The organism is Cryobacterium lyxosi, from assembly GCF_004403345.1.
Taxonomy (GTDB): domain Bacteria; phylum Actinomycetota; class Actinomycetes; order Actinomycetales; family Microbacteriaceae; genus Cryobacterium; species Cryobacterium lyxosi.
In genome coordinates, this window is the sequence record NZ_SOGT01000002.1 from 417,907 (window position 1) to 443,628 (window position 25,722).

Annotated in this window: 18 protein-coding genes; 9 read left to right on the plus strand and 9 right to left on the minus strand. The window is 66.1% G+C overall.

What is annotated here, in order from left to right; all coding sequences use genetic code 11:
* Positions 1 to 30: 30 nt before the first annotated feature.
* The 3 genes from E3T27_RS17275 to E3T27_RS02960 all read right to left on the minus strand — a co-directional run bounded on the left by E3T27_RS17275 (position 31) and on the right by E3T27_RS02960 (position 2,658).
* Positions 31 to 810 (minus strand): PadR family transcriptional regulator, encoded by a 780-nt coding sequence (locus E3T27_RS17275; RefSeq protein WP_420898030.1) that lies wholly within the window; start codon positions 808 to 810, stop codon positions 31 to 33.
* Positions 807 to 1,775: a DUF4097 domain-containing protein gene (locus E3T27_RS02955; protein WP_241992093.1), complete on the minus strand. Its 969-nt coding sequence runs from the start codon at positions 1,773 to 1,775 to the stop codon at positions 807 to 809. The genes E3T27_RS17275 and E3T27_RS02955 overlap by 4 nt, the downstream gene beginning before the upstream one ends.
* Positions 1,776 to 1,863: 88 nt before the next feature.
* Entirely contained in the window at positions 1,864 to 2,658 is a 795-nt protein-coding gene (locus E3T27_RS02960; protein ID WP_104197440.1) for a CPBP family intramembrane glutamic endopeptidase, read from the minus strand.
* Positions 2,659 to 2,799: 141 nt separating this feature from the next.
* Here E3T27_RS02960 and E3T27_RS02965 point away from each other — a divergent pair, with 141 nt between their 5' ends.
* Entirely contained in the window at positions 2,800 to 3,966 is a 1,167-nt protein-coding gene (locus tag E3T27_RS02965; protein WP_134571508.1) for a M20/M25/M40 family metallo-hydrolase, read from the plus strand.
* 126 nt (positions 3,967 to 4,092) lie between these two features.
* Here E3T27_RS02965 and yczE read toward each other — a convergent pair whose 3' ends face one another.
* Positions 4,093 to 4,713: a membrane protein YczE gene (yczE, locus tag E3T27_RS02970; RefSeq protein ID WP_104197442.1), complete on the minus strand. Its 621-nt coding sequence runs from the start codon at positions 4,711 to 4,713 to the stop codon at positions 4,093 to 4,095.
* A 46-nt stretch (positions 4,714 to 4,759) separates the two neighbouring features.
* Here yczE and E3T27_RS02975 point away from each other — a divergent pair, with 46 nt between their 5' ends.
* Entirely contained in the window at positions 4,760 to 8,047 is a 3,288-nt protein-coding gene (locus E3T27_RS02975) for an efflux RND transporter permease subunit (RefSeq protein WP_134571509.1), read from the plus strand.
* Between the two features lie 102 nt (positions 8,048 to 8,149).
* Here E3T27_RS02975 and E3T27_RS02980 read toward each other — a convergent pair whose 3' ends face one another.
* A complete protein-coding gene (locus E3T27_RS02980) occupies positions 8,150 to 9,697 on the minus strand; it encodes a M23 family metallopeptidase (RefSeq protein ID WP_134571510.1) in 1,548 nt (515 codons plus the stop codon).
* Positions 9,698 to 9,937: 240 nt separating this feature from the next.
* Positions 9,938 to 11,542: a histidine ammonia-lyase gene (gene hutH, locus E3T27_RS02985; RefSeq protein ID WP_134571511.1), complete on the minus strand. Its 1,605-nt coding sequence runs from the start codon at positions 11,540 to 11,542 to the stop codon at positions 9,938 to 9,940.
* Between the two features lie 143 nt (positions 11,543 to 11,685).
* On the opposite strand from hutH, the gene E3T27_RS02990 reads away from it, so the two are divergent.
* On the plus strand, positions 11,686 to 12,459 hold the full coding sequence (locus tag E3T27_RS02990) for an IclR family transcriptional regulator (RefSeq protein ID WP_104195457.1): 774 nt from the start codon (positions 11,686 to 11,688) through the stop codon (positions 12,457 to 12,459).
* Positions 12,460 to 12,621: 162 nt separating this feature from the next.
* On the opposite strand, the gene E3T27_RS02995 is transcribed toward E3T27_RS02990, so the two are convergent.
* Positions 12,622 to 13,095, minus strand: coding sequence for a GNAT family N-acetyltransferase (locus tag E3T27_RS02995; protein ID WP_134571512.1), 474 nt, complete (start codon positions 13,093 to 13,095; stop codon positions 12,622 to 12,624).
* 260 nt (positions 13,096 to 13,355) lie between these two features.
* On the opposite strand from E3T27_RS02995, the gene E3T27_RS03000 reads away from it, so the two are divergent.
* The 6 genes from E3T27_RS03000 (at position 13,356) to E3T27_RS03025 (ending at position 23,739) form a co-directional block, all read left to right on the plus strand.
* The gene (locus E3T27_RS03000; protein ID WP_134571513.1) at positions 13,356 to 15,557 is read left to right on the plus strand and encodes a DEAD/DEAH box helicase; all 2,202 of its coding nucleotides are present in this window, start codon (positions 13,356 to 13,358) and stop codon (positions 15,555 to 15,557) included.
* A gap of 169 nt (positions 15,558 to 15,726) precedes the next feature.
* Complete coding sequence (locus E3T27_RS03005; protein WP_134571514.1) at positions 15,727 to 16,911, plus strand: thiolase family protein; 1,185 nt, start codon at positions 15,727 to 15,729, stop codon at positions 16,909 to 16,911.
* Positions 16,911 to 17,807 carry a 3-hydroxyacyl-CoA dehydrogenase family protein gene (locus E3T27_RS03010; protein ID WP_134571515.1) on the plus strand — a complete coding sequence of 299 codons (897 nt, stop codon included), beginning with the start codon at positions 16,911 to 16,913 and terminating at the stop codon, positions 17,805 to 17,807. The genes E3T27_RS03005 and E3T27_RS03010 overlap by 1 nt, the downstream gene beginning before the upstream one ends.
* A 47-nt stretch (positions 17,808 to 17,854) precedes the next feature.
* Positions 17,855 to 19,912 (plus strand): phenylacetic acid degradation bifunctional protein PaaZ, encoded by a 2,058-nt coding sequence (gene paaZ / locus E3T27_RS03015; protein WP_134571516.1) that lies wholly within the window; start codon positions 17,855 to 17,857, stop codon positions 19,910 to 19,912.
* 232 nt (positions 19,913 to 20,144) lie between these two features.
* Positions 20,145 to 21,761: a collagen binding domain-containing protein gene (locus E3T27_RS03020; RefSeq protein ID WP_166786079.1), complete on the plus strand. Its 1,617-nt coding sequence runs from the start codon at positions 20,145 to 20,147 to the stop codon at positions 21,759 to 21,761.
* Positions 21,762 to 21,822: 61 nt separating this feature from the next.
* Positions 21,823 to 23,739 (plus strand): O-antigen ligase family protein, encoded by a 1,917-nt coding sequence (locus E3T27_RS03025; protein WP_241992095.1) that lies wholly within the window; start codon positions 21,823 to 21,825, stop codon positions 23,737 to 23,739.
* 31 nt (positions 23,740 to 23,770) lie between these two features.
* Here E3T27_RS03025 and E3T27_RS03030 read toward each other — a convergent pair whose 3' ends face one another.
* Positions 23,771 to 24,148, minus strand: a complete 378-nt coding sequence (locus tag E3T27_RS03030) for a DUF7882 family protein (protein WP_233200488.1) — start codon at positions 24,146 to 24,148, stop codon at positions 23,771 to 23,773.
* A 189-nt stretch (positions 24,149 to 24,337) separates the two neighbouring features.
* Complete coding sequence (locus E3T27_RS03035; RefSeq protein WP_134571519.1) at positions 24,338 to 25,576, minus strand: low temperature requirement protein A; 1,239 nt, start codon at positions 25,574 to 25,576, stop codon at positions 24,338 to 24,340.
* Positions 25,577 to 25,722: the final 146 nt, after the last annotated feature.

Below are 25,722 nucleotides of genomic sequence, written 5' to 3' on the forward strand. Positions count from 1 at the left end.
TGCCGGCCTTACAACCCAGGCCGTGCAGGGCTACGGATGCAGGATGGCGAGGATGCTTGCGCGCACGTCGACGAGCTTTCGACGGAGTGTCGAAACGGTGTCGGGCGGCAGGGTCGACCGGTAGGCCTGCGTGCGCAGGTCGGCGCGCAGCTGCTGCCGAAACTCATTCAGCACCATGTCGGCCTCGCGCAGGGCGCGCGTGGAGTCGTGGCGCGCAGTCGATGCCGAAGCGGTCGCTGTCTCGGTAGTCGAGGCGTCGGTAGTCGAGGTCTCGGTAGTCGATGCGTCGGTAGTCGAGGTCTCGGGCGGCGGGTCTTCGGCGGCTGTCGGCGTCGGGCGGGGTCGCTCCCCGGTCGACGAGCCCGCTGGATCCCACGAACCGGCTGTGCCGTCGTAGCCGCGCGGGTCGGCCTTGGTGGCATCGCGGGCCTCCCGCGCGGCCGAGGCGAGGTCTGCTCGCAGGGTTTTCATGGCGGAGTTGACGCCGGTGCGTACCTGGTCGGCGAGGCGCCGCACAGAGTCGGTCACCTCGTCTTCGATTGCTCCGAGTTCGCCGTTGCGGGCGAGCAGTTCGGCGCGGCCGGCATCGGTGATCTCGTAGACGGTCTTGCGGCCGTCGGTCTGCTTGGTGACGAGTCCTTCTTCTTCGAACTTGGCCAGCCGCGGGTAGATCGTGCCGGCGCTCGGGCTGTACGTTCCGCCGAACCGGTCGCTCAGTGCCTGGATCAGCTCGTAGCCGTGTCGGGGCCGCTCGGCGAGCAGGCTCAGCAGGTAGAGGCGCAGGCTGCCGTGGGCGAACATGGCGCTCATGCCGGGTCCTGCCGCGTATCGGGGGAGGCTGGCGGTGCGGCATCCGCTGCGCTGGTCGATGCTGCGCTGGTCGATGCTGCGCTGGTCGATGCTGCGCTGGTCGATGTTGCGTTGGTCGATGCCGTACCGGTCGATGCTGTTCCGGTTGGCTCGGCACCGACGGTCTCGCTGCGCACGACCGAGATGTCGCCAGACACGGAGTTGGAGCGCACGTCGAGCCAGCTGCCGTCGAGGGCGCCGGTGGAGCCCTCGTAACCTTTGCCGAAAGCGGTGCGCACGGTGTGCTCGTCGAGCTGGAGTGTGCCGGAGAGAGTGTTGAGGTGGTAGCGCGCGGCGACGCCGGGTTCGAGCCGCACGGTGAGGTTGCCGCTGACCGTGTTCGTCACGATCTGGTCCGGCGAGCCGGCCAGGTCGAGGAACACGTTGCTCGAGACCCCGTCGAGCGTGAATTGACGGATGCTGCCGCTGGCTGTGATATCGCCCGATACGGTGTGCACGGAGAGCGTTCCGACGTGATTGCGCACCGAGATTTCTCCGTTCACCGCGTTGAGCTCGAGGTCGCCCTGCACGTCGTCGATGACAATATCGCCGGAGACGGTGCTCAGCTTGGCGTCGTTGCGCAGTCCCGAGACGAGGGCATCGGCCGTGACGACTCCGAAGCGAAGCGCGACGTCGCGGGGAACGGAGAGGCTCACCTCGGCGCGTGCGGTGCCGCGAAATGACGCGAACACCTCGATGAAGTTATCCCAGCGCAGCTGCGGGTGGTCGATCTCGAGGCGGTCGCCGTCCATCGAGATCTTCAGATCTTTGCCGGTGACGCCGTGCACTTCGATGCGCGCGCCGGGTTCGTCATGGCCGATGATATCGACCGTCCCGCCAATGAGGCCAACCTTGAGCTTACGCACCAGTTCGACGTCGATTATCTTGGTCTGCCCGGGGGCGACCAGCCATTTTTCCAGTGACACTGGGTTGTCCTTTCAAAAATATGAACTCGCGCTATATCGCGTGTTGTGGAAGACACGATATAGCGCGTTCCTGAGAGGTGCACGAGCGTCAATACAGAAAAATAGCCAGCCAGTCGCGATTGTGGGCGTGCACGAGCACGAGGAACACCACCAGGTCGAAGAGCAGGTGCACACAGACAACATAGGTCAGCGATCGGGTGCGGGCGAAGGTGTAACCCTGCAGCAGCGCGAACGGCACGGTCAGCAGCGGACCCCACGACTGGTAGCCGAGCTCCCACAGGAACGACGAGAAGATCACGGCCTGCAGAATATTCGCCTGCCAGTCGGGGAAATGCCGCCGCAGCAGGGTGAACGCGATGCAGATGAAGAACAGTTCATCCCAGATGCCCACAAAACCCACGCCCACGAACAGCCGGGCGATCTCATCGGGCGCGGTCACCGCTGGCCAGTTCTGGTACGCGCCGCTTCCGATGAAATAGCTTGGAAGAATGAGATACCCGAGCAGCACCACGAGCGGCAGGTAGGCCCGTTCGAGCCTGGTCCAGCGCTGCCCGGTGCGAATCGGAAACCGAATCGCGTGTTCCCCAAAGTAATAGCGCGAGAGCAGGTACGGCACGAGCACCGACAGGCTCAGTACCGTGCCCATGAGCGCGATGTTGGGGTAGCTGATGTTCGCCGCGACCGAGATCGAGCTGATGATGCCAAGACCAATGGCAAGCAGCAACAGGTCGCGAAATAAAGCCCGGTCGATCAGAAACGCGAGCACGAGCGCCGCGGCCAGCGTCGCGTAGCCGGGAAGCGGCATCCGCAATGCGAAGAGCAGCACAGCGGATGCGCTCACCAGCGCCGCCGGAACCAGCCCCCACCGCGCCGTTTTGCTCATGCTGCACCCTACCGAGGGCAGCGCTTAATTCCGCGAAAGCGGGCAAACAGTTACGTGGCATCGCGATGCGGGTGACTGGATGCTTCAGCACGCCAGCAGCAACGATTCTGTGGCACTCGCGGGAGGGCCTAGATTTTAGGGATGACCCGTCTACCCCCTGCGAGCGACCCCGTCACGATTTTGCAGCAGCTCGTGCGCATCGATTCGGTCAATCCCGACCTCGTGCCGGGAGCCGCGGGGGAGGCCGAGATCGCGATCTGGTGCAGTGAGTGGCTGCGGCAGCAGGGTTTCGACGTCACGGTGCTGGAGCAGACTCCCGGGCGCCCGTCGGTCGTCGGCGTGAAGCGCGGCACCGGTACCGGCCGCTCACTCATGCTCAACGCCCACCTCGATACGGTCGGCGTCGCTCCCGGCGCGGTCGATCCGTTCAGCGGCGATCTCCGGGACGGCCGGGTGTACGGGCGCGGAGCCGTCGATACCAAGAGTGGGGTCGCGGCCATTCTCGTGGCGGCGGCGCGGGCATCCGCTGGTGAGTTAGCCGGGGATGTGATCGTGACGTTGGTCGCCGACGAAGAATTCGGCAGCATCGGCACCGAGGAGGTGCTGCGCAGCTTTCGGGCCGACGCCGCCCTGGTGGTCGAGCCGAGCAGCCTCGAACTCACCACAGCGCACCGCGGCTTCGCCTGGTTTGAACTCGAGCTGACCGGCCTCGCCGCGCACGGCTCACAGCCCGAGCTCGGCGTCGACGCCATCTGGCATGCCGGCCTCGTGTTACGCGCCCTCGACGGCCTGCAGCAACGGCTCAACGCAGCCCCGGCGCATGCCACGCTCGGCCACGGCGCCGTTCGAGTGTCGCAGATTGCCGGCGGCGACGACGCGGCCACGGTCGCGGCTCGCTGCGTCCTCACCGTCGAACGACGGATGCTGCCCGGTCAGTCACCCGAGAGCGTCGAGACCGAATTGCTCGCACTCTTGACCGCGTTGACCGTGGCAGAACCGCAGTTCCAGTTCGCGCTGACCAGACTGGTGGCCCGCGCTGCCTTTGAGGCCGAGCCGCAGTGGCCTATCGTGCGGGCGCTGACGGCCAATGCGCAGCGGGTACTCGAACACCCAGCGGTCACGCGTGGCGAACCGTTCTGGACCGACGCGGGACTCATTCTTGAAGCAGGCATACCCTGCGTCGTTTTCGGCGCCGACGGCGAGGGTTTGCACGCCGACATCGAGTGGGCTGACGCGCCATCGGTGCGGGCGCTCGCCGATATTCTCGAGGGCACGATCACCGAGTTCTGCGGGCTTACAGCCGGCTGATCCGCTTGACCCGGAGAAGACGGAGTGTGTGCGCGACGTGATGTTGTCCTCCGTCGACCGTTACCTTTCGCGCACAGTCCGGCGACCCCTGTAGCCGCCCCTGTAGCCGCCCCGTTCGGCGCCCCGTTAGGCGGTCCCGGCGCGGGCGGGATCGGCCGCGCGGACCGCACGTTTGATTGCGAAGAGCGGGATCGTGCGTTGGCAGAGGGGACCGATCAGCACGGCGAACAGTGCGGTGCCGATTCCCACGTTGCCCCCGAGCGCCCAGCCGATGCCGAGCACCATCACCTCGATGCCGGTACGCACGATCCAGATCTTCCAGCCGGTGCGCTTGTGCAGGCCGGTCATCAGGCCATCGCGCGGGCCGGGGCCGAAGTGCGCCCCGATGTAGAGGCCGGTGGCGACAGCCACGGTCAGGAGACCGACAGCGAACAACACGATGCGCGCCCAGAGATCGAGGTTGGCGGGAATCAGCCACAGGCCCACATCGGCTGCCGGCCCCACGAGCACGGCGTTCAGCAGCGTTCCAGCGCCGGGCTTTTGCCGAATGGGAATCCACAGCAGGAGCACGACCCCGCTCAGCAGAATCGTGATCAGCCCGAAGCCGAGCTGCGTGTGATTGTCGATCCCCTGGGTGAGCACATCCCAGGGGGCCACGCCAATACCAGCGCGCACAATCAGTGCAATGCCGATTCCGTAGAGAAAAAGGCCAATCAGCAGTTGGATCAGTCGACGAGTCACGAGCATTCAGTCTAAAGGTCGGGCGCACTGTGCGTACTGGCATACTGAGCGGGTGCATTTTCTCGCGGTAGTGAGCATGAAGAACCGGGCGCTGATCGCCCTCATCACCATCGTGGCGGCCGTGTTCGGCAGCCTGGCCCTGACCGGCCTCAAGCAGGAGCTCATTCCATCCCTGCAGCTTCCGCAGCTGCTCGTGTCGACCAGCTACCCGGGGGCGTCGCCGCAGGTCGTCAACGACGACGTTTCAACCCCGATCGAGACCGCCATCCAGGGCCTCGTCGGCCTCGAAACGACGTCGACGACGAGCGACACCAACTCGTCGCTGGTGAGCGCCACCTTCACCTACGGCACCGACCTGGTCAAGGCCGAATCCCGCATCGACCAGGCCATCAACCGCATCAAGAACGTGCTGCCGGCCGACGTCGACCCGCAGGTGATCAGCGGCAGTATCGATGACTTTCCGGTGATCTCGCTCGCGGTCGCCTCGAGTGACACCGTGGCGCTCGCTGACCAGTTGAAGCGCAGCGTGCTCGGTGACATTCGAGACGTGGCCGGCGTGCGCGACGCCACCCTGGTCGGCGATATCGGCCGCCGCGTCACGATCACGCCCAACGTCGATGAGCTTGCCGCGCGCGGATGGAGCACGCAAAACCTCCGGGATGCGCTCCAGCAGAACGGGTCGCTGGTTCCGGCCGACGCCATCACCGAGGGTGACACGACACTGTCGGTGCAGGCCGGCAGCAAACTCAACTCGGTCGAGGACATCATCGCGCTCCCGCTCGTGGCCAGCTCGGCCGGTTTCACCGGTGCTGGCGTCGGTGCCGCAGCGGATGCCGCCCCCACAACCATCGGCGACGTCGCGACGGTCGCCCTGGTGGAAAACCCGATCACCAGCATTTCCCGGGTAAACGGCAAACCGGCCCTCACTATCGCCGTCACCAAGGTGCCCGCCGCGAACACGGTCGACGTGTCCAGGGCGGTACGTGCGATCCTGCCGCAGCTCGAGGCGGCCGTCGCGCTGGCCACGTTCACGGTCGTGTTCGACCAGGCGCCGTTCATCCAGCAGTCGATAGACGCGCTCACCCAGGAAGGTCTGCTCGGTCTCGGCTTCGCGGTAATCGTGATTCTGCTGTTCCTGCTTTCGGTGCGCGCCACCCCGGTCACGGCCATCTCGATTCCGACCTCGGTGCTGATCACCTTCATCGGCTTACAGGGCGTGGGTTATTCGCTCAATATCCTCACCCTCGGGGCACTCACGATCGCCATCGGCCGGGTTGTCGACGATTCGATCGTGGTGATCGAAAACATCAAACGGCACCTTGTTGCCGGCGCCGACCGCGCCGCCACGATCGTCTTCGCGGTGCGCGAAGTCGCGGGGGCCATCACCGCGTCGACGGTCACCACGGTCACGGTGTTCCTGCCGATCTCCTTCATTGGCGGATCGACCGGGGAATTGTTTCGCCCATTCGCGCTCACCGTGACGATCGCCCTGCTCGCCTCGCTGCTCGTGTCACTGACCATCGTGCCCGTGCTCGCGTTCTGGTTTTTGCGAGCGCCGAAAACCCTGGTGGTCGCCGATGACGAGCGCCCCACCGACCTGGCACCGGGAATCGTGCCGCAGGAGGCAGCCCCGGCCGGCCTGGCTCCTGCTGGCCTGGCCACTGACGGCGTGATCGGTGCCGGTCCGGCTGTGGTGGCTCACGCGTCCGCTCCGGCGAACGGCGCTCGCTCGCGGCACGCCGCAGCGGCATCCGCTTCGACGGGGCTGTCGGCGGCGGCCGAGGCCGGTGAGAACCCGGGGCGGCTGCAGCAGGGGTACCTGCCGGTCATTCGATTCACGCTCAAGCATGCCGTCGCGACGCTGCTGCTGGCGGTTCTCGTGCTCGGCGGAACGGCCGCGCTCGTGCCGTTCATGAAGGTGAACTTTCTCGGATCAACCGGGCAGGACACCTTTCGGGTGACGCAAACGCTGCCAGTGGGCAGCAGCCTGGCCGCGCAGGATGCGGCATCCGCGTCGGTCGAGACCGCGCTGCAGGGCCTCGACGGTATCGACATCGTGCAGCTGTCGATCGGCGGCGGAAGTGCAGCGAGCGCGTTTCGCGGCGGTGCGCCCAGCTCGAGCGCCGTGACCTATTCGATCACCACAGCCGACGGTGCCAATGCCGATGCGGTGCAAAACCAGGCGCGCACGGCACTGACGGCACTGGGTGACGTGGGCGAGATCTCGGTGGCTGCGGCAAGCGGATTCGGGGCCTCCTCCGACATTGCCGTCGATATCACGGCCGCAACGGATGCCGACCTTCAGACCGCGACGACGACCATTCTCACTGCAGTGCAAAAACTCGGGGCGATCAGGGAGAGCGCGAACACTCTCGCCTCCTCGCTGCCGTACCTGGCCGTCACGGTCGACCGGAAGGCTGCGGCTGCTGCCGGGTTGAGCGAATTCGCTCTCGGCACGCTCGTGTCGCGGGCCATGCAGCCGAGCTCCATTGGATCGATTGTGATCGACGAGACCAACCTGACCGTGTACCTGTCGGCGCAGTCGTCGCCGACGACAGCCGCTGATCTCGCAGCCGTGCAGATCCCGACCCGCGCCGGATCGGTCGCCCTCGACACCCTCGCCACCGTTGAACAGGTCGAGGGACCGAGCACCCTCACGACGACGAAGGGGCTGCGCACGGCGACCGTCTCGGCGACTCCCGCGAGCGATGATCTAGGCACGGCGAACGCGCAGCTGAGCCAGATGCTCGTTGATACGAAGTTGCCGACCGGCGCGACCGCGACGCTCGGCGGGGTCAGCGCCGATCAGGCCGAGGCATTTCAGCAACTCGGAGTGGCGATGCTGGTTGCCATCCTCATCGTCTACATCGTGATGGTGGCAACGTTCCGGTCGCTGCTACAACCGCTGTTGCTGCTTGTGTCGGTGCCGTTCGCGGCAACCGGGGCGATCGCGCTCCAGGTTGTAACCGGCATTCCGCTGGGCGTGCCATCCCTGATCGGGGTGCTCATGCTGATCGGGATCGTGGTGACCAACGCCATCGTGCTGGTCGACCTGGTCAACCAGTACCGGCGGCGCGGCCTGGCGGTATTCGACGCACTGGTCGCCGGAGCGAGCCGCAGGCTGCGGCCCATTCTGATGACGGCGCTCGCCACCATCTTCGCCCTGGTGCCGATGGCGATCGGCCTCACCGGCCACGGCGGATTCATCTCGCAGCCGCTCGCCCTCGTGGTCATCGGCGGGCTCATCTCCTCGACTGTGCTGACCCTGATCGTACTTCCGGTGCTCTACCTACTGGTCGAGGGCGCACGAGAACGCCGCGCTATGCGTCGGACTGCCTGAAATCATCGGACTGCCTGAATTCATCGGACTGCCTGAATTCAGCTGAATCAAACCCGGTCCGGCTCGTTCCGGCCCCGCACGTTCGGGCGGATGCGCCGGTCCTCAACGGCCGAGAATGACGCCGCGGTTCAGAAAGAATGGTTGCGGGTCGATACGCACGCCGTCGACCCGCACCTCGACGTGGAAGTGGCAGCCGGTAGACAGGCCGGTGTTGCCGACGCTGCCTATCTGCTGGCCGGCGGTGACCGGATCACCGGCAGCGACCAGGGTTTCACCGCTGGCGAGGTGGGCGTAGCCCGTCTGCACACCCTCCCCATGGTCGATCAGAATCCAATTGCCGTAACTTCCCACGGAGCCCGCTGCCCGCACGATTCCCGATGTGGCTGCAAAAACGGGTGCCCGACAGCTCGCCCCGATATCGGTGCCGTAGTGGAACGTGCCAACTCCGGGGAGCGGACGAAGCGGGCGTGGCCCGTAGCCATCCGTTATGGCACCTTGCACGGGGTTGGCCCAACCCTGCTCGCTGAGCTGGCCGAGGTCGGTGCGAATGATCGGGCGCACATTGAGAGCCGCCAGGGTCGCGGCGGCGTTCGACGCCTGCGATGCTGCGGAGGCGAGCGCCAGACCTGCGGCCTCGAAGTCGCTCGAGGCTGCGTCGAATGTCGCCTGGCTCGCGTCGACCGGTACTGAGCTGGCAGCAGCGCGAGTCTCGGCGTCCTGCTGGCTGAGCTTGACGGCTCGCGCCTGGTCAGCTTCGGCATTGGCCTGGATCGTGTCGATGTTGTCGGCCAGGCGGTTCAGCTGGTCGAGCGTGCTGAGCTGGTCGAGCACGTTGCCGAGTGAGTGCCCGCCGAGAAAGACGTCGGCGATTCCGGCACCGTTTCGTTGCTGGGCGAGCCTGCGTGCGACTACGGCGAAGCTTTGGGCAGAGACGCTTGCTTGCTGCGAGGCCTCAACGGCGAGTCGGTGAACGAGAGTTGCGCGGCCCTGCGCGCTCGTCTGACGTGCTTGCGTTGCTGCCAGGTCGCCGCGAGCGGTGTCGAGCGCAGCCTGCGTGGTTTGCGAGTGGGTGAGGGCCGTCGTCAACGCTGCGGCCCGTTCCACGCTGAGTTCCTGGGCGGAAGCGCGCTGGATTTCGACCTGCGCGGCCGCGGCACGCTGTTCGGCGCGCGCTTGTGCAGCAGTCGCCCGGGCGGTGGCTGTTACCTGGGCGGCTGCCGCAGCTTCTGCTTGGGCTGACGCCGCCACGGAATCGGTGGGTGCGACCGGAATCGGATCGACCGTCGATCCGGCCGTCGGTCCGGGGGTTGGTCGCGGGGGTACAGCCACCGGTGGGATGGGACCGTCAGTCGGTTCCGGCACGGGTTCCGCAGTGGGGGGCGGGGTTGCGGTGGGGGTGGGGTCGATGTCCGGTGCCGGTGCCGGTGCCGGTTGCGGGGCAGGGCTGGTGATCGGCTCAGGTACTGGTGTGGGGGTGGGTGTGGGTGTGGGTGTGGTCGACGGTTCAGGCGTAGGCGTAGGCGTTGCGGTGGGGGTCGGCTCTGCCGTCGCGATCGGTGCTGGGCTTGCGGGGGAGCCGGCGGGCACCTCGTCGGCGATCGCTCCGATCGGTGCGCCGAACAGCGCGAGTGCCACGATGACCACTGCCACCAGCCCGCCTTCGGCAGCCCGCACAGCCCGGCTTCGTGGCGCCCGATTGCAAAATTTCGCACGCCCAAGCCGAACGTCATGACGGCGCGTGGCGGGAAGCAGCATATGAGAACCTGATCCATTCGGGTAATGGATTTACGCGGCTCGGGCGGGCCATCGTGGCGCAAGTATGGCACGGTGCCGCAGCGCTTACAACGGGGTGGATGCGTGACGCAAGGTCGCTGTAAGGTTGTCCGAAATTTACGCCAATCCGGGTCCGGCAGCCGAGCGCACCGCGCCGGAGGCCACGAGAGCCACAACGCCTTCGATTTCGGGGGAGAGGAAACGATCGTGCCCGGGGCCACCGGCTACCGTGCGCACGAGATCGCGCACCGCTGTGGTCGCGGCGGCGGGGGTGAGCGGTGCCCGCAGATCAAGCGATCGCGACGCCGTCATGATCTCGATCGCCAGCACGCGGCCGAGCCCGTCGAGCGACCGGCGCAGTTTGCGCGCGGCGTGCCAGCCCATCGAAACGTGGTCCTCCTGCATCGCCGAGGAGGGAATCGAATCAACGGATGCCGGCGCGGCGAGTCGCTTGAGCTCCGACACGATTCCGGCGGCGGTGTATTGAGCAATCATGAGTCCGGAGTCCACCCCCACCTCGTGCGCGAGAAACGGCGGCAGGCCCTTGCTGCGGCTCACATCGAGGTGACGGTCGGTGCGGCGTTCACTCATACTGGCGACATCCGCTGAGGCGATGGCGAGAAAGTCCAGCACATAGCCGAGCGGGGCGCCGTGAAAGTTGCCGTTCGAAGTGACGCGTCCGTCGACGGTGACGACCGGGTTATCGATGGCGCTGGCCAGTTCGCGGCCGGCGACGAGGGCGGCGTGGGCGGCGGTGTCGCGCGCGGCGCCGTGCACTTGCGGGGCACACCGCAGGGAATAGGCATCCTGCACCGACACGTCCTCCGGGCCGGCATGGCTGGCGAGCAGGCCAGAGCCAAGCAGCAGTCGGCGCAGGTTCGCGGCGCTGTCGGCCTGACCGAGCTGGGGCCGCAACTGCTGCAGATCGGCCGCGAAGACGGCATCCGTTCCGAGCAGGGCTTCGACACTCATGGCGGCCGCGATGTCGGCGGTGGTGAGCAAGCGGGCGAAATCGTCGAGGGCGAGCACGAGCATGCCGAGCATGCCGTCGGTGCCGTTAATGAGGGCGAGGCCCTCCTTTTCGGCGAGCACGACCGGTCTGATTCCGGCCGTGGCCAGGGCCTGGCTGCCGGTGACGAGAATGCCGGTCGTGTCACGCGCCTGGCCCTCGCCCATCACAACGAGGGCACAGTGGGCGAGCGGGGCCAGGTCGCCGGAGCAGCCGAGTGATCCGTATTCGTGCACGACCGGGGTGATCTGGGCGTTCAGTACGGCGGCGTAGGTCTCGGCGGTGGCCGGCCGAACCCCGGTGCGACCGGTCATCAGGGTACTCAACCGCAGCAGCATGAGGGCGCGCACGACTTCCCGTTCCACCTCGGGCCCGCTGCCGGCGGCATGGGAGCGCACGAGGCTCGCCTGCAACTGGGCGCGCCGGCCGGGGGTGATGAACGTTGTCGCGAGGGCGCCGAAGCCGGTGGAGATTCCATAGTGCGGTTCGGGATCCGCAGCGAGGGCATCGATGATCCTGCGGGTCACTGCGACCTCGTCGAGGCTCGAAGGGTCAAGCGTCACGCGCGCATTGTGGCGCGCGACGGCGATCACGTCAGCGAACGAGAGGGCGCCGGTTCCGACAGTGACACTCGCCGTGGCGTTTCTGGCTGCGGAAACGGATGCTGTGCTCGCGGTGGGCAGGTCGGTGCTGGGCGTCTGTGCACGAGTCATGATGTCATTGCACACCCGCGCCGGGGTAGGCGATACGCCGATAAGGTGGATGCTGTCCGGTATGCCGGACAGCATCCAGTCTCAACGCACGCGAAAGCGCGTGCAGATGGGCCGCCCAGCGTCGGCGGAGCCGGGGACCCGCCATGAAAACACCGTCCAAAGTTCCGGCCGCCCAAAGCGTCCTCCGCCTGCTGACACACCTCGCCGCGCAGCGTGGGCCGACGCCGGCGGCCCACGTAGCGAGCGCCCTCGACTTGCCACGCTCGACCGTTTACCAGCTGCTCGACGTGCTCGTGGAGCAGGGATTCGTCGTGCACCTGCCCGAGGAACACCGGTACGGGCTGGGCATCGCCGCCTTTGAACTCAGCTCGGGATTCAGCCGCCAGGAACCGCTTTCCCGACTCGGTCGCCCCTTGATCGCGCAGCTCGTCGACCGGTTGGGGGAGAGCGCCCATCTCGTGGTGCTGCACGGTCGGGACGTGATCTACCTCGTCGAGGAGCGTGCTGCGCACCGTCCCTCGCTCGTCTCCGAGGTGGGCGTGCGGCTGCCCGCCCATCTCACGGCGAGCGGGCGCGCCCTGCTCGCGGCGGTCCCTGCCGCCCAAGTGCGCGCGCTCTACCCGAACCAGGCGTCGCTTGAGCTGCGGGACGGGCGGGGTCCGGGAAGCCGCCTGGAGCTACGCGCCGTACTCGATCGAGTGCGAACAGATGGCTACGCCACAGAAGACGGCGAAATCACGCCCGGCATCGCCTCGGTGGCGCTCGCCGTGCGCGATCATGCCGGCTGGCCGGCCGCCGCCATCGCGGTCACCTTCGCACGCGATCGATTTGCCGCGGCCCATTGGCCCCAGATCGCCCAGGCCGTGATGGCGACGGCCGCAGAACTGTCCCGCCGGATCGGCGGACAACCGCGCTGAGCCCCGCGCTGAGCCCCGCGCGAAACCTTGCGGCACGCCTTCCGGCACGCCTCGCGGCACTCCTCGGGAAAGTGGGCACTCGTTCCTATGGGGGCCCGCTTCTCTAACGAGTGCCGCGAGCGGGCAGGTTGCGGATGAACGCGGTGCCACCCGCCGCCTGATTTAAAGGCTCTTAGCGAAGCAGACGCTGAGTTCTTCGCCGATATACGGGCCGAACAGCTCGATCTGTTCGTAGCCGCGGCCGCGGTAGAGCGCCATCGCTGCGTGTTGCAGCGTGCCGGTTTCCAACGCGAGAGAGCGGATGCCGTGGCTAGCGGCATCCGCTTCGATGCGGTCCAGCAGGCGGCCGGCCACACCGCGGCCCCGAGCTTCTGTGTGCACGAACAGTCGCTTCAGTTCAGCTGCGGCGTCGAGATCGAGATCGAGGTCGAGCGGGACGAGGGCGGCCATGCCGCACGCCTTACCGTTTTCATCGCGGGCCACGTACACGTCGACGCCGGGACGCTCGAGCTCGTCGGTGCTGAGCAGAAACGTGTTCTCCACGGGATACAGGGAGTGCGCAAAGACGGTGCCGGCGGCGAGAAGCGCCTCGACGTCGGCCTGCCGGGGCGGCTCAATACCGATCGAAATGGTCATGTCACCAGAATAGAGCGAGGCATTGCATGCCCCGTTACGTGACTTTTCCGGATCCATCGGGTAACGTATATAAGTCGGCTCTTGACACCGCGCTGTGCGCGGATGGGTTTGTAAGTCAAGTTGGGCCGGTTTCCCAGTAATCCGCTGGTGAAAAATCACTGTATGTGAACGGCCCCGACCGCAGATTGCTCGGGTTCTCAGTTACGTCGCATGTGCGATGTTGTTCTGCCATGTACCGAACACAACCCAGAGATATTTTTATGCCTCAAGGCAATTCGCACAATTCCACCGTCGGTCGTGGCGGTAAGAACTTTGATCCCAAGTACGCCTCCAAGGGCGGATCGGGCCACGGCGGTTCCAACAACGCCGGCAGCAAGAGCCCCGGACATCGCGGTTACCGCGCTGATGAGGGCGCGCCCAAGAAGCAGCGCTGGAACGCCGACGAGCGCGCCGCGCGGTCGAACGAGCGTCCCTCGAGCGAGCGCCCAGCCTATGGCTCGCGTTCCGTTCGCCCCGAAAACGGTGGTCGTACCAACAGCGAGCGCAACGAGCGCCCGGCCTACAACAACGACCGTCCCCGCACGGACCGTCCGGCCTACAACAATGACCGTCCGGCTCGTACCGAGCGTCCCTCTTATGGTGACCGCAACAGCGCTCCCCGCGCCGAGCGTCCCTCCTATGGTGACCGCAACAGCGCTCCCCGCGCCGAGCGTCCCTCCTATGGTGACCGCAACAGCGCTCCTCGCGCCGAGCGTCCCTCTTATGGTGACCGCGCCCCGCGCACCGACCGCCCGGCGTACAACAATGACCGTCCGTCCTATGGTGACCGCGCCCCGCGCACCGACCGCCCGGCCTACAACAATGACCGTCCGTCCTATGGTGACCGCAGCAGCGCCCCGCGCACGGAGCGTCCGTCCTATGGAGACCGCGCTCCGCGCACGGATCGTCCGGCGTACAACAACGATCGTCCGGCCCGCACCGAGCGTCCCTCCTACGGAGACCGCGCTCCGCGCACGGATCGTCCGGCCTACAACAACGATCGTCCGGCCCGCACCGAGCGTCCCTCCTACGGAGACCGTGCTCCCCGCAGCTTCGACGACCGGGCTCCGCGTCGCTCGAACGACGATCGCCCGCCCCGTCGCGACTTCGGTAACGACCGTCCGACCCGTTCCGACGATGGCGACAGCAAGTTCTACCCGAAGCGCAGCGAAGACGGTGTCAAGCCCACCTTCGCCGGCGGCGAAGACGTCGTGCTCGAGCGTCTCGAAGCCATCGCGACGACGGCCTCTGATGTCGTCGGTGTAAGCTTCGGCGACCTGGGCCTCGGCGAGAACATCGTGCGCGAGCTCGCCGCCCTCGGCGCTCCGTCGCCCTTCCCGATCCAGGCTGCCACGATCCCCGACGTGCTCGCCGGGCGCGATGTGCTCGGGCGCGGCAAGACCGGATCCGGCAAGACCATCGCCTTCGGTGCCCCCCTGGTGGAAAAGCTCATGGAGAACAACGGCGCCAAGGACCGCAAGATGGCCCGCAAGCCCCGCGCGCTCATCCTGGCCCCGACCCGGGAGCTCGCCCTGCAGATCGACCGCACCGTGCAGCCCATCGCCCGCAGCGTCGGCCTCTTCACCACCCAGATCTACGGCGGCGTTCCGCAGTACCGCCAGGTCAGCGCCCTCCAGCGCGGCGTGGACATCATCATCGGCACCGCCGGCCGTATCGAAGACCTCATTGACCAGGGTCGTCTCGACCTGAGTGAAGTCGTCGTCACCGTGCTCGACGAGGCGGACTACATGTGCGACCTCGGGTTCCTCGAGCCGGTGCAGCGCATCCTGCGCCAGACCAAAGCCGGCGGCCAGAAACTGCTCTTCTCCGCCACCCTCGACAAGGGCGTTGCCTCGCTGGTCAAGGAATTCCTGACCAACCCGGCCGTGCACGAGGTCGCCGGTGAAGACCAGGCCTCCTCCACGATCGACCACCGCGTGCTCGTCATCGAGCACCGCGACAAGGGCCGCATCATCGAAGAGCTCGTCAACCGCGACGGCAAGACGCTCATCTTCAGCCGCACCCGCGCCTACGCTGAGCAGCTCGCCGACCAGCTCGAAGACGCCGGAGTCAAGGCCACCAGCCTGCACGGTGACCTCAACCAGGCTCGCCGTACCCGCAACCTGCAGATGCTCACGAGTGGTCGGGTCAACGTGCTCGTCGCAACGGATGTCGCTGCTCGCGGTATCCACGTCGACGACATCGACCTGGTCATCCAGGCCGACGCGCCCGACGAGTACAAGACGTACCTGCACCGTGCGGGACGTACTGGCCGTGCCGGCAAGACCGGAACAGTCGTGACGCTCATCCCCAAGCAGCGCAAGCGCCGCATGGACGAGCTGCTCGACCGGGCCGAGATCGACGCGAGCTACACCACAGCCACCCCCGGTGACGCGGCTGTGCGTGAACTCGCCAACATCTGATAATCGCTTGATCTAGAAAGAGGCATCCGCTATTCGGCGGGTGCCTCTTTTTGCGTGCCGGGCGGGTTGTGCGAACCCACCCGCATCTGCCAGAATTACCTTCCGAACGGTCGGTAATTTATTCCACGTTCCCGCAGGCACCCGCAGACACCGTCGTCAGGAGAGAAACATGGCCGAGGCCTACCTCGTTGGAGGAGTACGCACCCCGGTAGGTCGCTACGGTGGAGCACTGGCCTCGGTTCGTCCCGATGACCTCGCCGCGCTCGTCGTCGGTGAGGCCGTGCGCCGCGCCGGCATCGACCCGGCACTGATCGAAGAGATCATCTTCGGCGCCGCCACCCAGGCCGGTGAGGACAACCGCAACGTCGCCCGGATGGCCGGATTGCTTGCTGGCCTGCCCGACCACGTGCCGGGCATCACCGTCAACCGGCTCTGCGCTTCCGGAATGTCGGCGATCACCATGGCCGCGCAGGCCATCCGCGCCGGCGACGCCGACCTCATGATCGCCGGCGGCGTCGAGTCGATGACCCGCGCCCCCTGGGTGCAGGCCAAACCCGATCGCCCGTGGGCTAAGCCCGGCGCCCAGTTCGACTCCTCCATTGGCTGGCGGTTCGTGAACCCCACACTTGCCGCCCGCGACAAGGCCACCTTCTCCATGTCGGAGACGGCCGAAGAAGTCGCCCGACTCGACGGCATCACCCGCGCCGAAGCGGATGCCTTCGCTCTCCGCAGCCATCAGCGCGCCGCCGCCGCGATCGACGCCGGTCACTTCGTCGATGAAATCATCGGGGTACCCACCAAAAAGGGCGAGGTGCTCGTTGACGAGGGACTGAGGCGCGACACCACCATCGAAGGCCTCGCCGCCCTGCGCCCGATTGTCTCCGGCGGCTCCGTCGTCACGGCCGGCAACGCCAGTTCGCTCAACGATGGCGCCTCGGCGATTCTCGTGGCGAGCGGTGAGGCCGTGGAAAAGTACGACCTCACGCCGCGCGCCCGCATCGTGGTCGGCGCGAGCGTCGGCCTGGCTCCGGAGATCATGGGCCTCGGCCCGGTCGCGGCCACCCAGCGCGCCCTCGACCGCAGTGGCCTGAGCATCGCCGACCTCGGAGCGATCGAGCTCAACGAAGCATTTGCCACGCAGTCGATTGCGTGCATTCGTCGCCTGGGCCTCGACGATGAAATCGTCAACCGCGACGGTGGCGCTATCGCGCTCGGGCATCCGCTCGGATCGAGCGGTGCACGCCTCGTCGTCACCCTGCTCGCCCGCATGGAACGGGAAAATGCCCGGCACGGCCTCGCGACGATGTGTGTCGGCGTCGGCCAGGGCTCGGCCCTCATTATGGAGCGTGTCTGATGTCGGTGTCTGAACTGGAACTGGGTGATCGCGGCGAATCCGGCGTTCCCGCCCGCGTCGGCGTACTCGGCGGCGGGCGCATGGGCGCCGGCATAGCACACGCCTTTTTGCTCGCCGGAGCCCACGTGGCCCTCATTGAACGGGGTGACACCGAGGCGACGGCCGCCCGCGAACGCGTGTTGCGCGCCGTCGACGCGAGCATCGCCCGCGGCGCTACCGGTGAGACCCGCGCGGAACTTACGTCTCGCCTCGCCGTCGGAGTGGACTTCGGCCTGTTCGCCGACCGGGAACTGGTCGTCGAAGCCGTTCCCGAGGTGCGTGCGCAGAAGGTCGAGGCCCTACAAAAGGTCGAGGCCCAGCTTCCGGCCGAGGCCGCCCTCGCGAGCAATACCTCGTCGATCTCGATCGACGACCTCGCCGACGAACTGCAGCGTCCGGCGCGTTTTCTCGGTCTGCACTTCTTCAACCCGGTGCCCGCTTCGAATCTGGTTGAACTCGTCACCGGCAGCGCCACCTCGCCCGAATTGGTAGCGGATGCCCAGGGCTGGGTTTCTGCCCTCGGCAAAACTCCGATCACCGTCAGTGACGCGCCCGGATTCGCCTCGTCCCGGCTCGGAGTGGCCCTCGGGCTCGAGGCCATCCGCATGCTCGAGGAAGGTGTCGCGAGCGCCTCGGATATTGATGCCGCGATGATGCTCGGCTACAAGCATCCGGTCGGGCCGTTGAAACTGACCGATCTGGTCGGACTCGACGTGCGTCTCGGCATTGCCGAGTACCTGCATAAACAGCTCGGCGCCCGCTTCGAACCGCCCGCGCTGCTGCGCCGGCTCGTGGCAGAGGGCAAGCTTGGCCGCAAGTCCGGCCAGGGCTTCTACCGCTGGAACGAAGCCTTATGAGTGCCCGGGCCTCCACCGCATCCCGCATAGAAGACAAGGAAAAACCCATGACGACCATTCTGCCCAGCTACGTCCAGGGCGCCTGGTGGACCCCCGCCGACGCATCCGCTGCTGTGGACGTCTGTGACGCCTCGACCGGTGAGGTCGTCACGCGCGTCAGCACGCACGGCCTCGACCTCGCGGAAGCGCTCGAGTATGCGCGCACGGTCGGCCAGAAATCGCTCGGCGAGCTCACCTTTCACCAGCGGGCCGTGCTGCTCAAGCAGATGGCGCTGCTGCTGACCGAGCATAAGCAGGAGCTCTACGCCCTCTCCAGCCGCACCGGCGCCACCCGGGTCGACTCCTGGGTGGACATTGACGGCGGCATCGGAGTGCTGTTCAGCTACTCATCCAAGGGTCGCCGAGAACTGCCGAACGCCCGCGTCTACGTCGACGGACCGGTCGAGCCGCTCTCCAAGGACGGCTCCTTCATCGCCCGCCACATCTACTCGCGCCTGCCCGGAGTCGCCGTGCAGATCAACGCGTTCAACTTTCCTGTCTGGGGAGCCCTCGAGAAGTTTGCGCCGGCTTTCCTGGCCGGAGTGCCCACCCTCGTGAAGCCGGCAACCCCCTCCGGCTACCTCGCCGAGGCGTTCGTGCGCATCCTCGCCGACTCCGGTCTGCTGCCGGAAGGTTCGCTGCAGCTGGTCTCGGGCAGCGTGCCGACCCTGTTCGATGACGTGCGCCTCGGTGACCTCGTCGCCTTCACCGGATCGGCCTCGACCGCCGAAAAGCTGCGCGCGAACGACTCCGTGCAGACCGGCGGAGTGCGCTTCACCAACGAGACCGACTCGATCAATGCCTCCGTTCTCGGAACGGATGCCGCCGTCGGCACCCCCGAATTCGACGCCTTCGTCAAGCAGGTCGTCACCGAGATGACGGTCAAGGCGGGCCAGAAGTGCACCGCCATCCGCCGCGTCATCGTGCCGCGCGCGGCCATGGGTGACGTCGTCGCGGCAGTGCAGGCGCGCATCACCGAACGTATCGTGCTCGGCGATCCCCGCGCCGCGGGCGTCACCATGGGCCCGCTCGCCTCTACCGCGCAGCGAAGCGAAGTACTCAAGCAGGTCGCCCGCCTCCAGGCCGCCGGTGGCAAACTGGTCGTCGGCAAAACGGATGCCCCGGCCGTTCTGCACGCCAACGGCACGACCGCGCCCGCTCCCGATGGCGCTTTCGTCGAGCCGCTACTGCTGCGCTTCGACGACGCCTCCGTTGCCGCCGTACACGAGGTCGAGGCCTTCGGCCCGGTCTCGAGCGTGCTCGGCTATGACACCCTCGACGAGGCTGTCGCCCTCGTGCGGCGGGGTGGCGGGTCGCTCGTGACCAGTATCGCCACGCATGACCCGGCCGTGGCCGTCGCCTTGATGACTGGAATCTCTGCCTTCAACGGTCGCGTGCTCGTGCTCGACCGAGACGATGCCCGCACCTCGACCGGGCACGGTTCGCCGGTTCCGCAGCTCGTGCACGGCGGCCCGGGCCGGGCCGGCGGCGGCGAAGAGCTGGGCGGCATCCGCGCGGTGCTGCACCACATGCAGCGCACTGCCATTCAAGGCTCACCCGAAATGCTCACGGCCATCACCGGAATCTGGCACCAAGGCGCCACTGCGCGGGTCGGTGACACGCATCCGTTTAGGAAGAGCCTGGCCGAACTCGTGATCGGTGACCAGATCGTTTCGGACTCCCGCACGGTAACGCTCGAAGATATCGAGACCTTTGCCCAGTTCACCGGGGACACCTTCTACGCCCACATGGACGAAGAGGCCGCCGCCGCCAATCCGTTCTTCCCGGGCCGCGTGGCGCACGGCTACCTGCTGGTCTCGTGGGCCGCCGGACTATTCGTCGACCCGGCGCCCGGGCCGGTCCTCGCCAACTCCGGGCTGGAGAACCTGCGGTTCGTCACACCGGTCTCGCCCGGCGACAGCATTCGCGTTGCGCTCACTGCGAAGCAGATCACCCCGCGCGAGACCGACGAATACGGCGAGGTGCGCTGGGATGCCGTGCTGACCAACCAGAATGACGAACTCGTCGCGTCCTATGACGTGCTCACGCTCGTCGCGAAGCACTAGGTCGCTGCAGATTCGAAAAACGGGCCCGCATTGTTAGCGAGGGCCCGCTTTTCGTCTGCGATCACGAAGATTCTACCGAGTTGCAGCCCCTCGAATTGGGGTATACGAGAAAGGTCGAATTCGACTGTCGTCGGACGTTGCGCCACATAAGCTGAACCTGGGGGGCTTCGCTCCGCGCGTTCGGGCATGCATGTATGCATGCCCGAACGCTGGCATCAGACCAAAGGTCATCATGGGGAACTTCTTCACCCGCATCCGAGAGCGCAGCTTCGCGGTCGCTCTCACAGTAGCGGCCATCTTAACCTTCGGGGCGTTGTCGGCGGCTCCTGTTGTTGCCGTGGAAGAGGCGTCTTTCCCGACGTACACCGCCTCTATCAGCGGAACCGTCGTAGGAGCGGGTGGCGTGTCCGCTCCGCTCGCGGCCGGATCGCGGGTCAAGGCCTATCCCTTGACCGAGGCGGGGAAATACTCCGTCGGCACCGACATAGCAACGCTAGACGCGAGCGGTGCGTTTACTTTGACGGGGCTCCGTGCTGGCACCTACAAATTGGGTGTGCAGAACAACGAAACTGGTTCGCTCTGGGGCTCACTGCCCATGAGTGAATCCGGCTTCGGCAGCGGCGACCCCTACGATGTCGACGTCGACGAGCTTTCCAGTGTCGCCGTAAACGACGCGCAAGCAGTCACGGGACAGGTACTGACCTTGCAGCGGCTCTTGACGATCTCCGGCACAGTCTCTGGTGACCTTAAGACAGATGATTCGGCGGACGACACCCCTCTGGACCGCAGCACGGTCAGCGCCTACTCCGACGACTCCTCGATACCGACTATGCCCGTGGCCACGGTTTCCACGGATACCGACGGAAAATACACGTTGCGGGGGCTCCCGACTGGAAACTATGCGGTGTCATTCCGGAACTACTACACCTCCACCGGCCTTGAGTACGACACAGAATATTGGAACGATAAGCCCACTGTTGAGGCCTCGAACCGAATCAAAGTCGAAGTTGGCTCAAATATCACGGGCATCGACGCGACGCTAGAAGCGCTGGACCAGGTAACGACAAGCGTTCCAACCATTGTGGGAACTGCCTTCGTCGGACAAGTACTGACTGCAGAGCCGGGCGTGTGGGGGCCAGGCGACGTTGCTTTTGATTATGCGTGGCAGCGCGACGGTCAGTATTTTTACTCCAAGTCAAACAGCAAGACCTATACGGTGACCGCAGACGACATTGGGCACGTGTTACGCGTGGGAGTTATCGGAAAAAAGTCCGGGTATCAGTCGATGGAAGCCTTTGCTCCGGGGACAGCTCCTGTGCTGAAAGCGAGTGAGCCTGCCTCGTCGCCCACGCCGTCCCCGACGCCGAGCCCCACGCTAGCTCCGGCCGCTCAACCCGCTCCGGCCGCTCCGCGCGCTGAGACCGGACAAGCCGCACCAGCCTCGGTCGTTGGACCAAAGAGTGATCGCGTGACCATGCCGGCCGAGACTCTCGTCGGGGGAGCCAGCATCCCCATCACCGGCACGGGTTTCAAGCCGTTTGAGGTCGTCGACATCTGGATGCATTCCACCCCGGTCTTGCTCGGTACCCTCACCGCCGACGCACAGGGTCGTATCAGCGGCAGCTTCCCCATGCCCACGTCGATCGCAGCCGGTACCCACCACATCGTGTTGGTTGACGAGGCCGGTGTCTCGTTCACCTCCGCCGCACTGGTCGTCACGACGACAGCGGTCCTGGCCTCGACCGGTGCCGATATCTCCTCGGGCTGGCTCGCACTGGCCCTCATGGTGCTCGGTGGCCTGGCGTTGACCATCAGAGCGCGTCGCCGCACCGCCTCGGCGCTGAAATAGCATCACGCACCTGCACTAGCCAGCGGCCTTCGACGATTTTCGCGTCGAGGGCCGCTTCGTGATGTCCAGAACGGTCCCCGCCAAGCGGATGCCGCAGCGCGGGGCGCCGAGACCCGTCCTGGATCCGCCGGGGCGGCGCCGCGCGGCAACGGTAGCACTGTGCCTGCTCGTTGCCTCCTCGATCTTCTTCCTACCCGACGCCTTCGTGCGCTGGTTTCTACCAAAAGACGCACTCGCGGCCATCGCCGTCGTACTCGCCTCAGTCGGGGTCGCCCGCGGACGGCTGCCGCGCTGGTTTGTGGCTGCGGCATCCGCTGCCCTCGCCGTTGCACTGCTGAGCGTGCTGATCTCGGCGGCTCCCGGTGTGCAGCTCTGGGGTCGCTGGCCGCGGTATGAGGGTCTCGTCACGCTGCCGGTCTACTTCGGTGCGGTATGGACCGGCGCACGATTGCTCGGCCCGACCGCTCCAACGAACACTCTACGCACGCTAATTCGTGCCATTGCGACGGCGGCCATCGCCCTCGGCCTGGTCTCGCTGCTCGAAGCAGCCGGAGCCCGACCCATCGCAACGGACCTGGCTCGACCCGGGTCCCTCACCGGAAATGCCACCGACCAGGGCGTGCTCGGAGCCATTTTCTGCGCGATGCTCATACTCCCCGTGCTGCGGGCATGGACCGAGCCGAGAAAAGCGCTCGCAGAGCGAGCCTGGCTGAGCACGGCATTGCTGCTCGCGGCGGCGACCGTCATCGTGAGCGCATCTCGAGCGGGATTGCTCGCTGCCGTAACGGTGCTCGGCATCCTGATGGTTCTCGAAATCGTGCGGTCACCGGGCCGGCGGCGACTGCGCCCCATCGGGCTCACCGCCCTCGCTGGGGTGGTCCTTATCGGCGGTGCGCTGGCCGTGCCCTTCACCCGCAGCCGCCTGCTCGGTGTGAGCCCCCTCTCGACCCAATCCCTCGAGGGCCGATTCACTTTCTGGAGCGACGCCGCCGATGTGCTCGCTGAACGTCCGCTCGGGGTGGGCGTGAATGGGTTCCTCAACGCTAATTCCCGCAACTCCACGAGTGATTCAGTGCTGGACTCCCCGCACAACTGGGTCATCCAGGTACTTCTGGCAGGGGGAATACCGCTCCTCGCCGTGGTCGTCGGCCTCCTCGTCACTGCCGCAGTGGTTGGCCTGCGCTCGTGGCGACGATTGTGCGTCCCCGAACCGGTATCGGCCACTGCCCGACGCTCGACCAGCGGCCTGGTCTCAGCGGATGCCGCCCGCAGCGACGTTCTCGCCGGTGCGCTCGCAGCGCTCGGCGGATTTGGCGTCGCTCTGCTAACGCACTTCACGGCGCCGTCAACCACCATCGTGGCCGCTCTCCTGCTGGGAGTGCTCGCAACCCGGGCGCCGGATGGTGGGCTCCGGGGTCAAATACGGCCCGGTTCGACACGGTTAGCCGCCACGGCTGTACGAACGGCAATTCTTGGCGTCTGGTCAATCTGGTTGGTCATTCTGGTGAGCGCGGAGATTCCACTGGCCTCGGGCGTCTCGAATGCGGCCCGCGATGACATCCAGGCCGCCGAGAGTGCTTTTAAAGCGGCATATGCCATCCGCCCGTGGGACGCCGATCTCGCGGGCATCGCCGCCCAGTCGTTCGCCGCTGCGGCAGATGCTCGTGTCCCTGGAGCCGCGGCCTTATCCGTCCACTGGGCTGAGCTTTCTCGAGCAGCACTTCCCAACACCGCGACCACCGAACGAGCGCTAGCGGTCGGACAGTTTGCCGACGGCAATGCGCCCGGCGCCGTGAAAACCCTCGATGCGCTCGTAGAACTCGCCCCGATGGACCCCACTATCGCCGTTCAAAACGCGATCGCGCTCTACACGAATGGCAACACAGACGATGCACGCCGCGAGGTCAAGCGCGCCCTCGCCCTCGACCCGACGAACGACGTCGCACTGCAGCTCGAGGAGATTCTGCGGCACGAGTGAGCGCTCCGATCCGCATTTTGACACCGTTGGACTATGCCAGGACCGTGTCGGTGCGAGCGGTCGTTCGCGCGTTGATTGTCGTTTTCGAGCGCGCGGCGAGAGTGGTGACCGGCGACGAACCGGCCTCGCTGACGATCATGAGACCCTGGGTGCTGTTGGCCGAGCGGCTGAGGTCTTCGATCCACTCTCGGTTGAGCGTGGCTGCGTGTCCGCCGGCGTATTTGAAATACAACGGGATGGCCTGGTTCAGCCAGACAGAACTGCGCCCAGACCCCACCGATGGGCAATCCTGCCAGGACAGGAGAAAACTCTCGCCCCGGCGCAGCTTCTGCACGATCACGAGTTGCAGGTGCGCGAGGGTGCGATCATCGATCTCCACGATGACGCGGTCATACGTGAGAGAACCCATGATTGCCTTCCAATCTGTTTCAGCGATCTCGCTTACCTCAGTATCGCGGTTGCTCAGGCGCAACAGTACAGTCCAACGTCCCCACTCGTCCCTCGCCCACTTTGTTCGGGGTCCGGGCCAGCGTTCTTCGGGCAGGCTAGGCATCCGCTTAGGTCAGGCCGCCAAAAATGCCAGCCTCCCGGTCTCGGTTCAGCCCGCGTCGTCGTCGGTTGTACCGGTGTGGACTCGCACGATCGTCTCCCACGCCGCAACGGTGACCAGCACCACGGAGGTCACCGCCCCCAGCCCGAGTGGAGTCAGGACCGTTGCCGCCACGCCAGCCAGGGCGAGCAGTCCGAGCCCCACCAGGTGGGATACGAGCAGCGTGCGCGTGACGATCCAGCGAAAGAGCAGCAGCCCGACCAGATAACACGACGGCCCGCCGATAATAATCACGGCCACCGGGAGCGTCATGGCACCTTCCGGATGCTCTAACAACGACTTGTCCGCGACCGAGGTCAGCACGATTGCCGCAATGATGACCGCGTGCACGTAGGTGTAGGCCAGCCGAGCGATGCGTCCCGGCTCGCTCGATGCCGCGATTGCTTTGCTCCCAGCTTGCTCTCCATGATCGAAGTAGAGCCACCACATGGCCACCCCGTTCACAAAGGCGAGAAAGAGCCCGAATATCCCGAGAACGGATGCCTTCTGATCGACAAACGCAAAGCCGGTGACCAGGAAGGACTCACCCACTGCGATGATGACGAACAAGGCACTGCGCTCGGCGATGTGCGGTCCAGACACATCCCAGTCATCCACGCCCGGCGCCTTCAAGCCAGGAATGCGAAATCCCAGGCTGGCTGAACCGTACTCGATCACCAAGGCGATCAACCAGGCCGGCAGCCGCACGGACAGGGGCATGAGGCCCCCGACGATCCAAAAGATACTCGCTACCGACAGCCAGAGCAGAATGCGAAGAAAGGTCGAGTGCAGGGCCGGATCGTGCCGGGCAAGGGCGAGCACCATGAAGACCGTGCGGCCCAGTTGCAGGGCAACATAGGCGACGGCGAAGACGAGACCCTGATTGCCAAACGAATCGTAAATCGACGTGCTGATCACGAGTCCCACGAGGGATAGCCCGATCACGACGCCGCGCACGGGAAGCTTGGCCGGGTCGAGCCAGTTGGTCACCCAGGTGGTGTAGACCCAGAGCCACCAGAGCGCGAGCACCAGAATGATCGACTCGAGCGCTCCAACCCAGGACTGGTTGGCGTAGAGGTAGCGCGACAGCTGGGTGAGCGCGAAGACAAAAATCAGATCGAAGAACAATTCAATGTGGGTCACCCGGTCGCTGCGGTCCGAGTCTGCTGGCCTCAGCAGGTTTCGCCGAAACCCGAGGCGCAGAACCCATGCGCGATGTTCGAGCGGATGCTGCTGTGTCGTCTTCATTGATCGGCTCACCTCTTCAGTCTCCCCCTACCCGGTCGCGACACGCCCGGGTGGGGGGCGTTTTGACGGGTGGGTGTGGTGGCCGTAATGTATCTATACGTACCCCAAAGGTGCGGAAAGCCGCAGTGCTTTTCGGCCTCACGTGG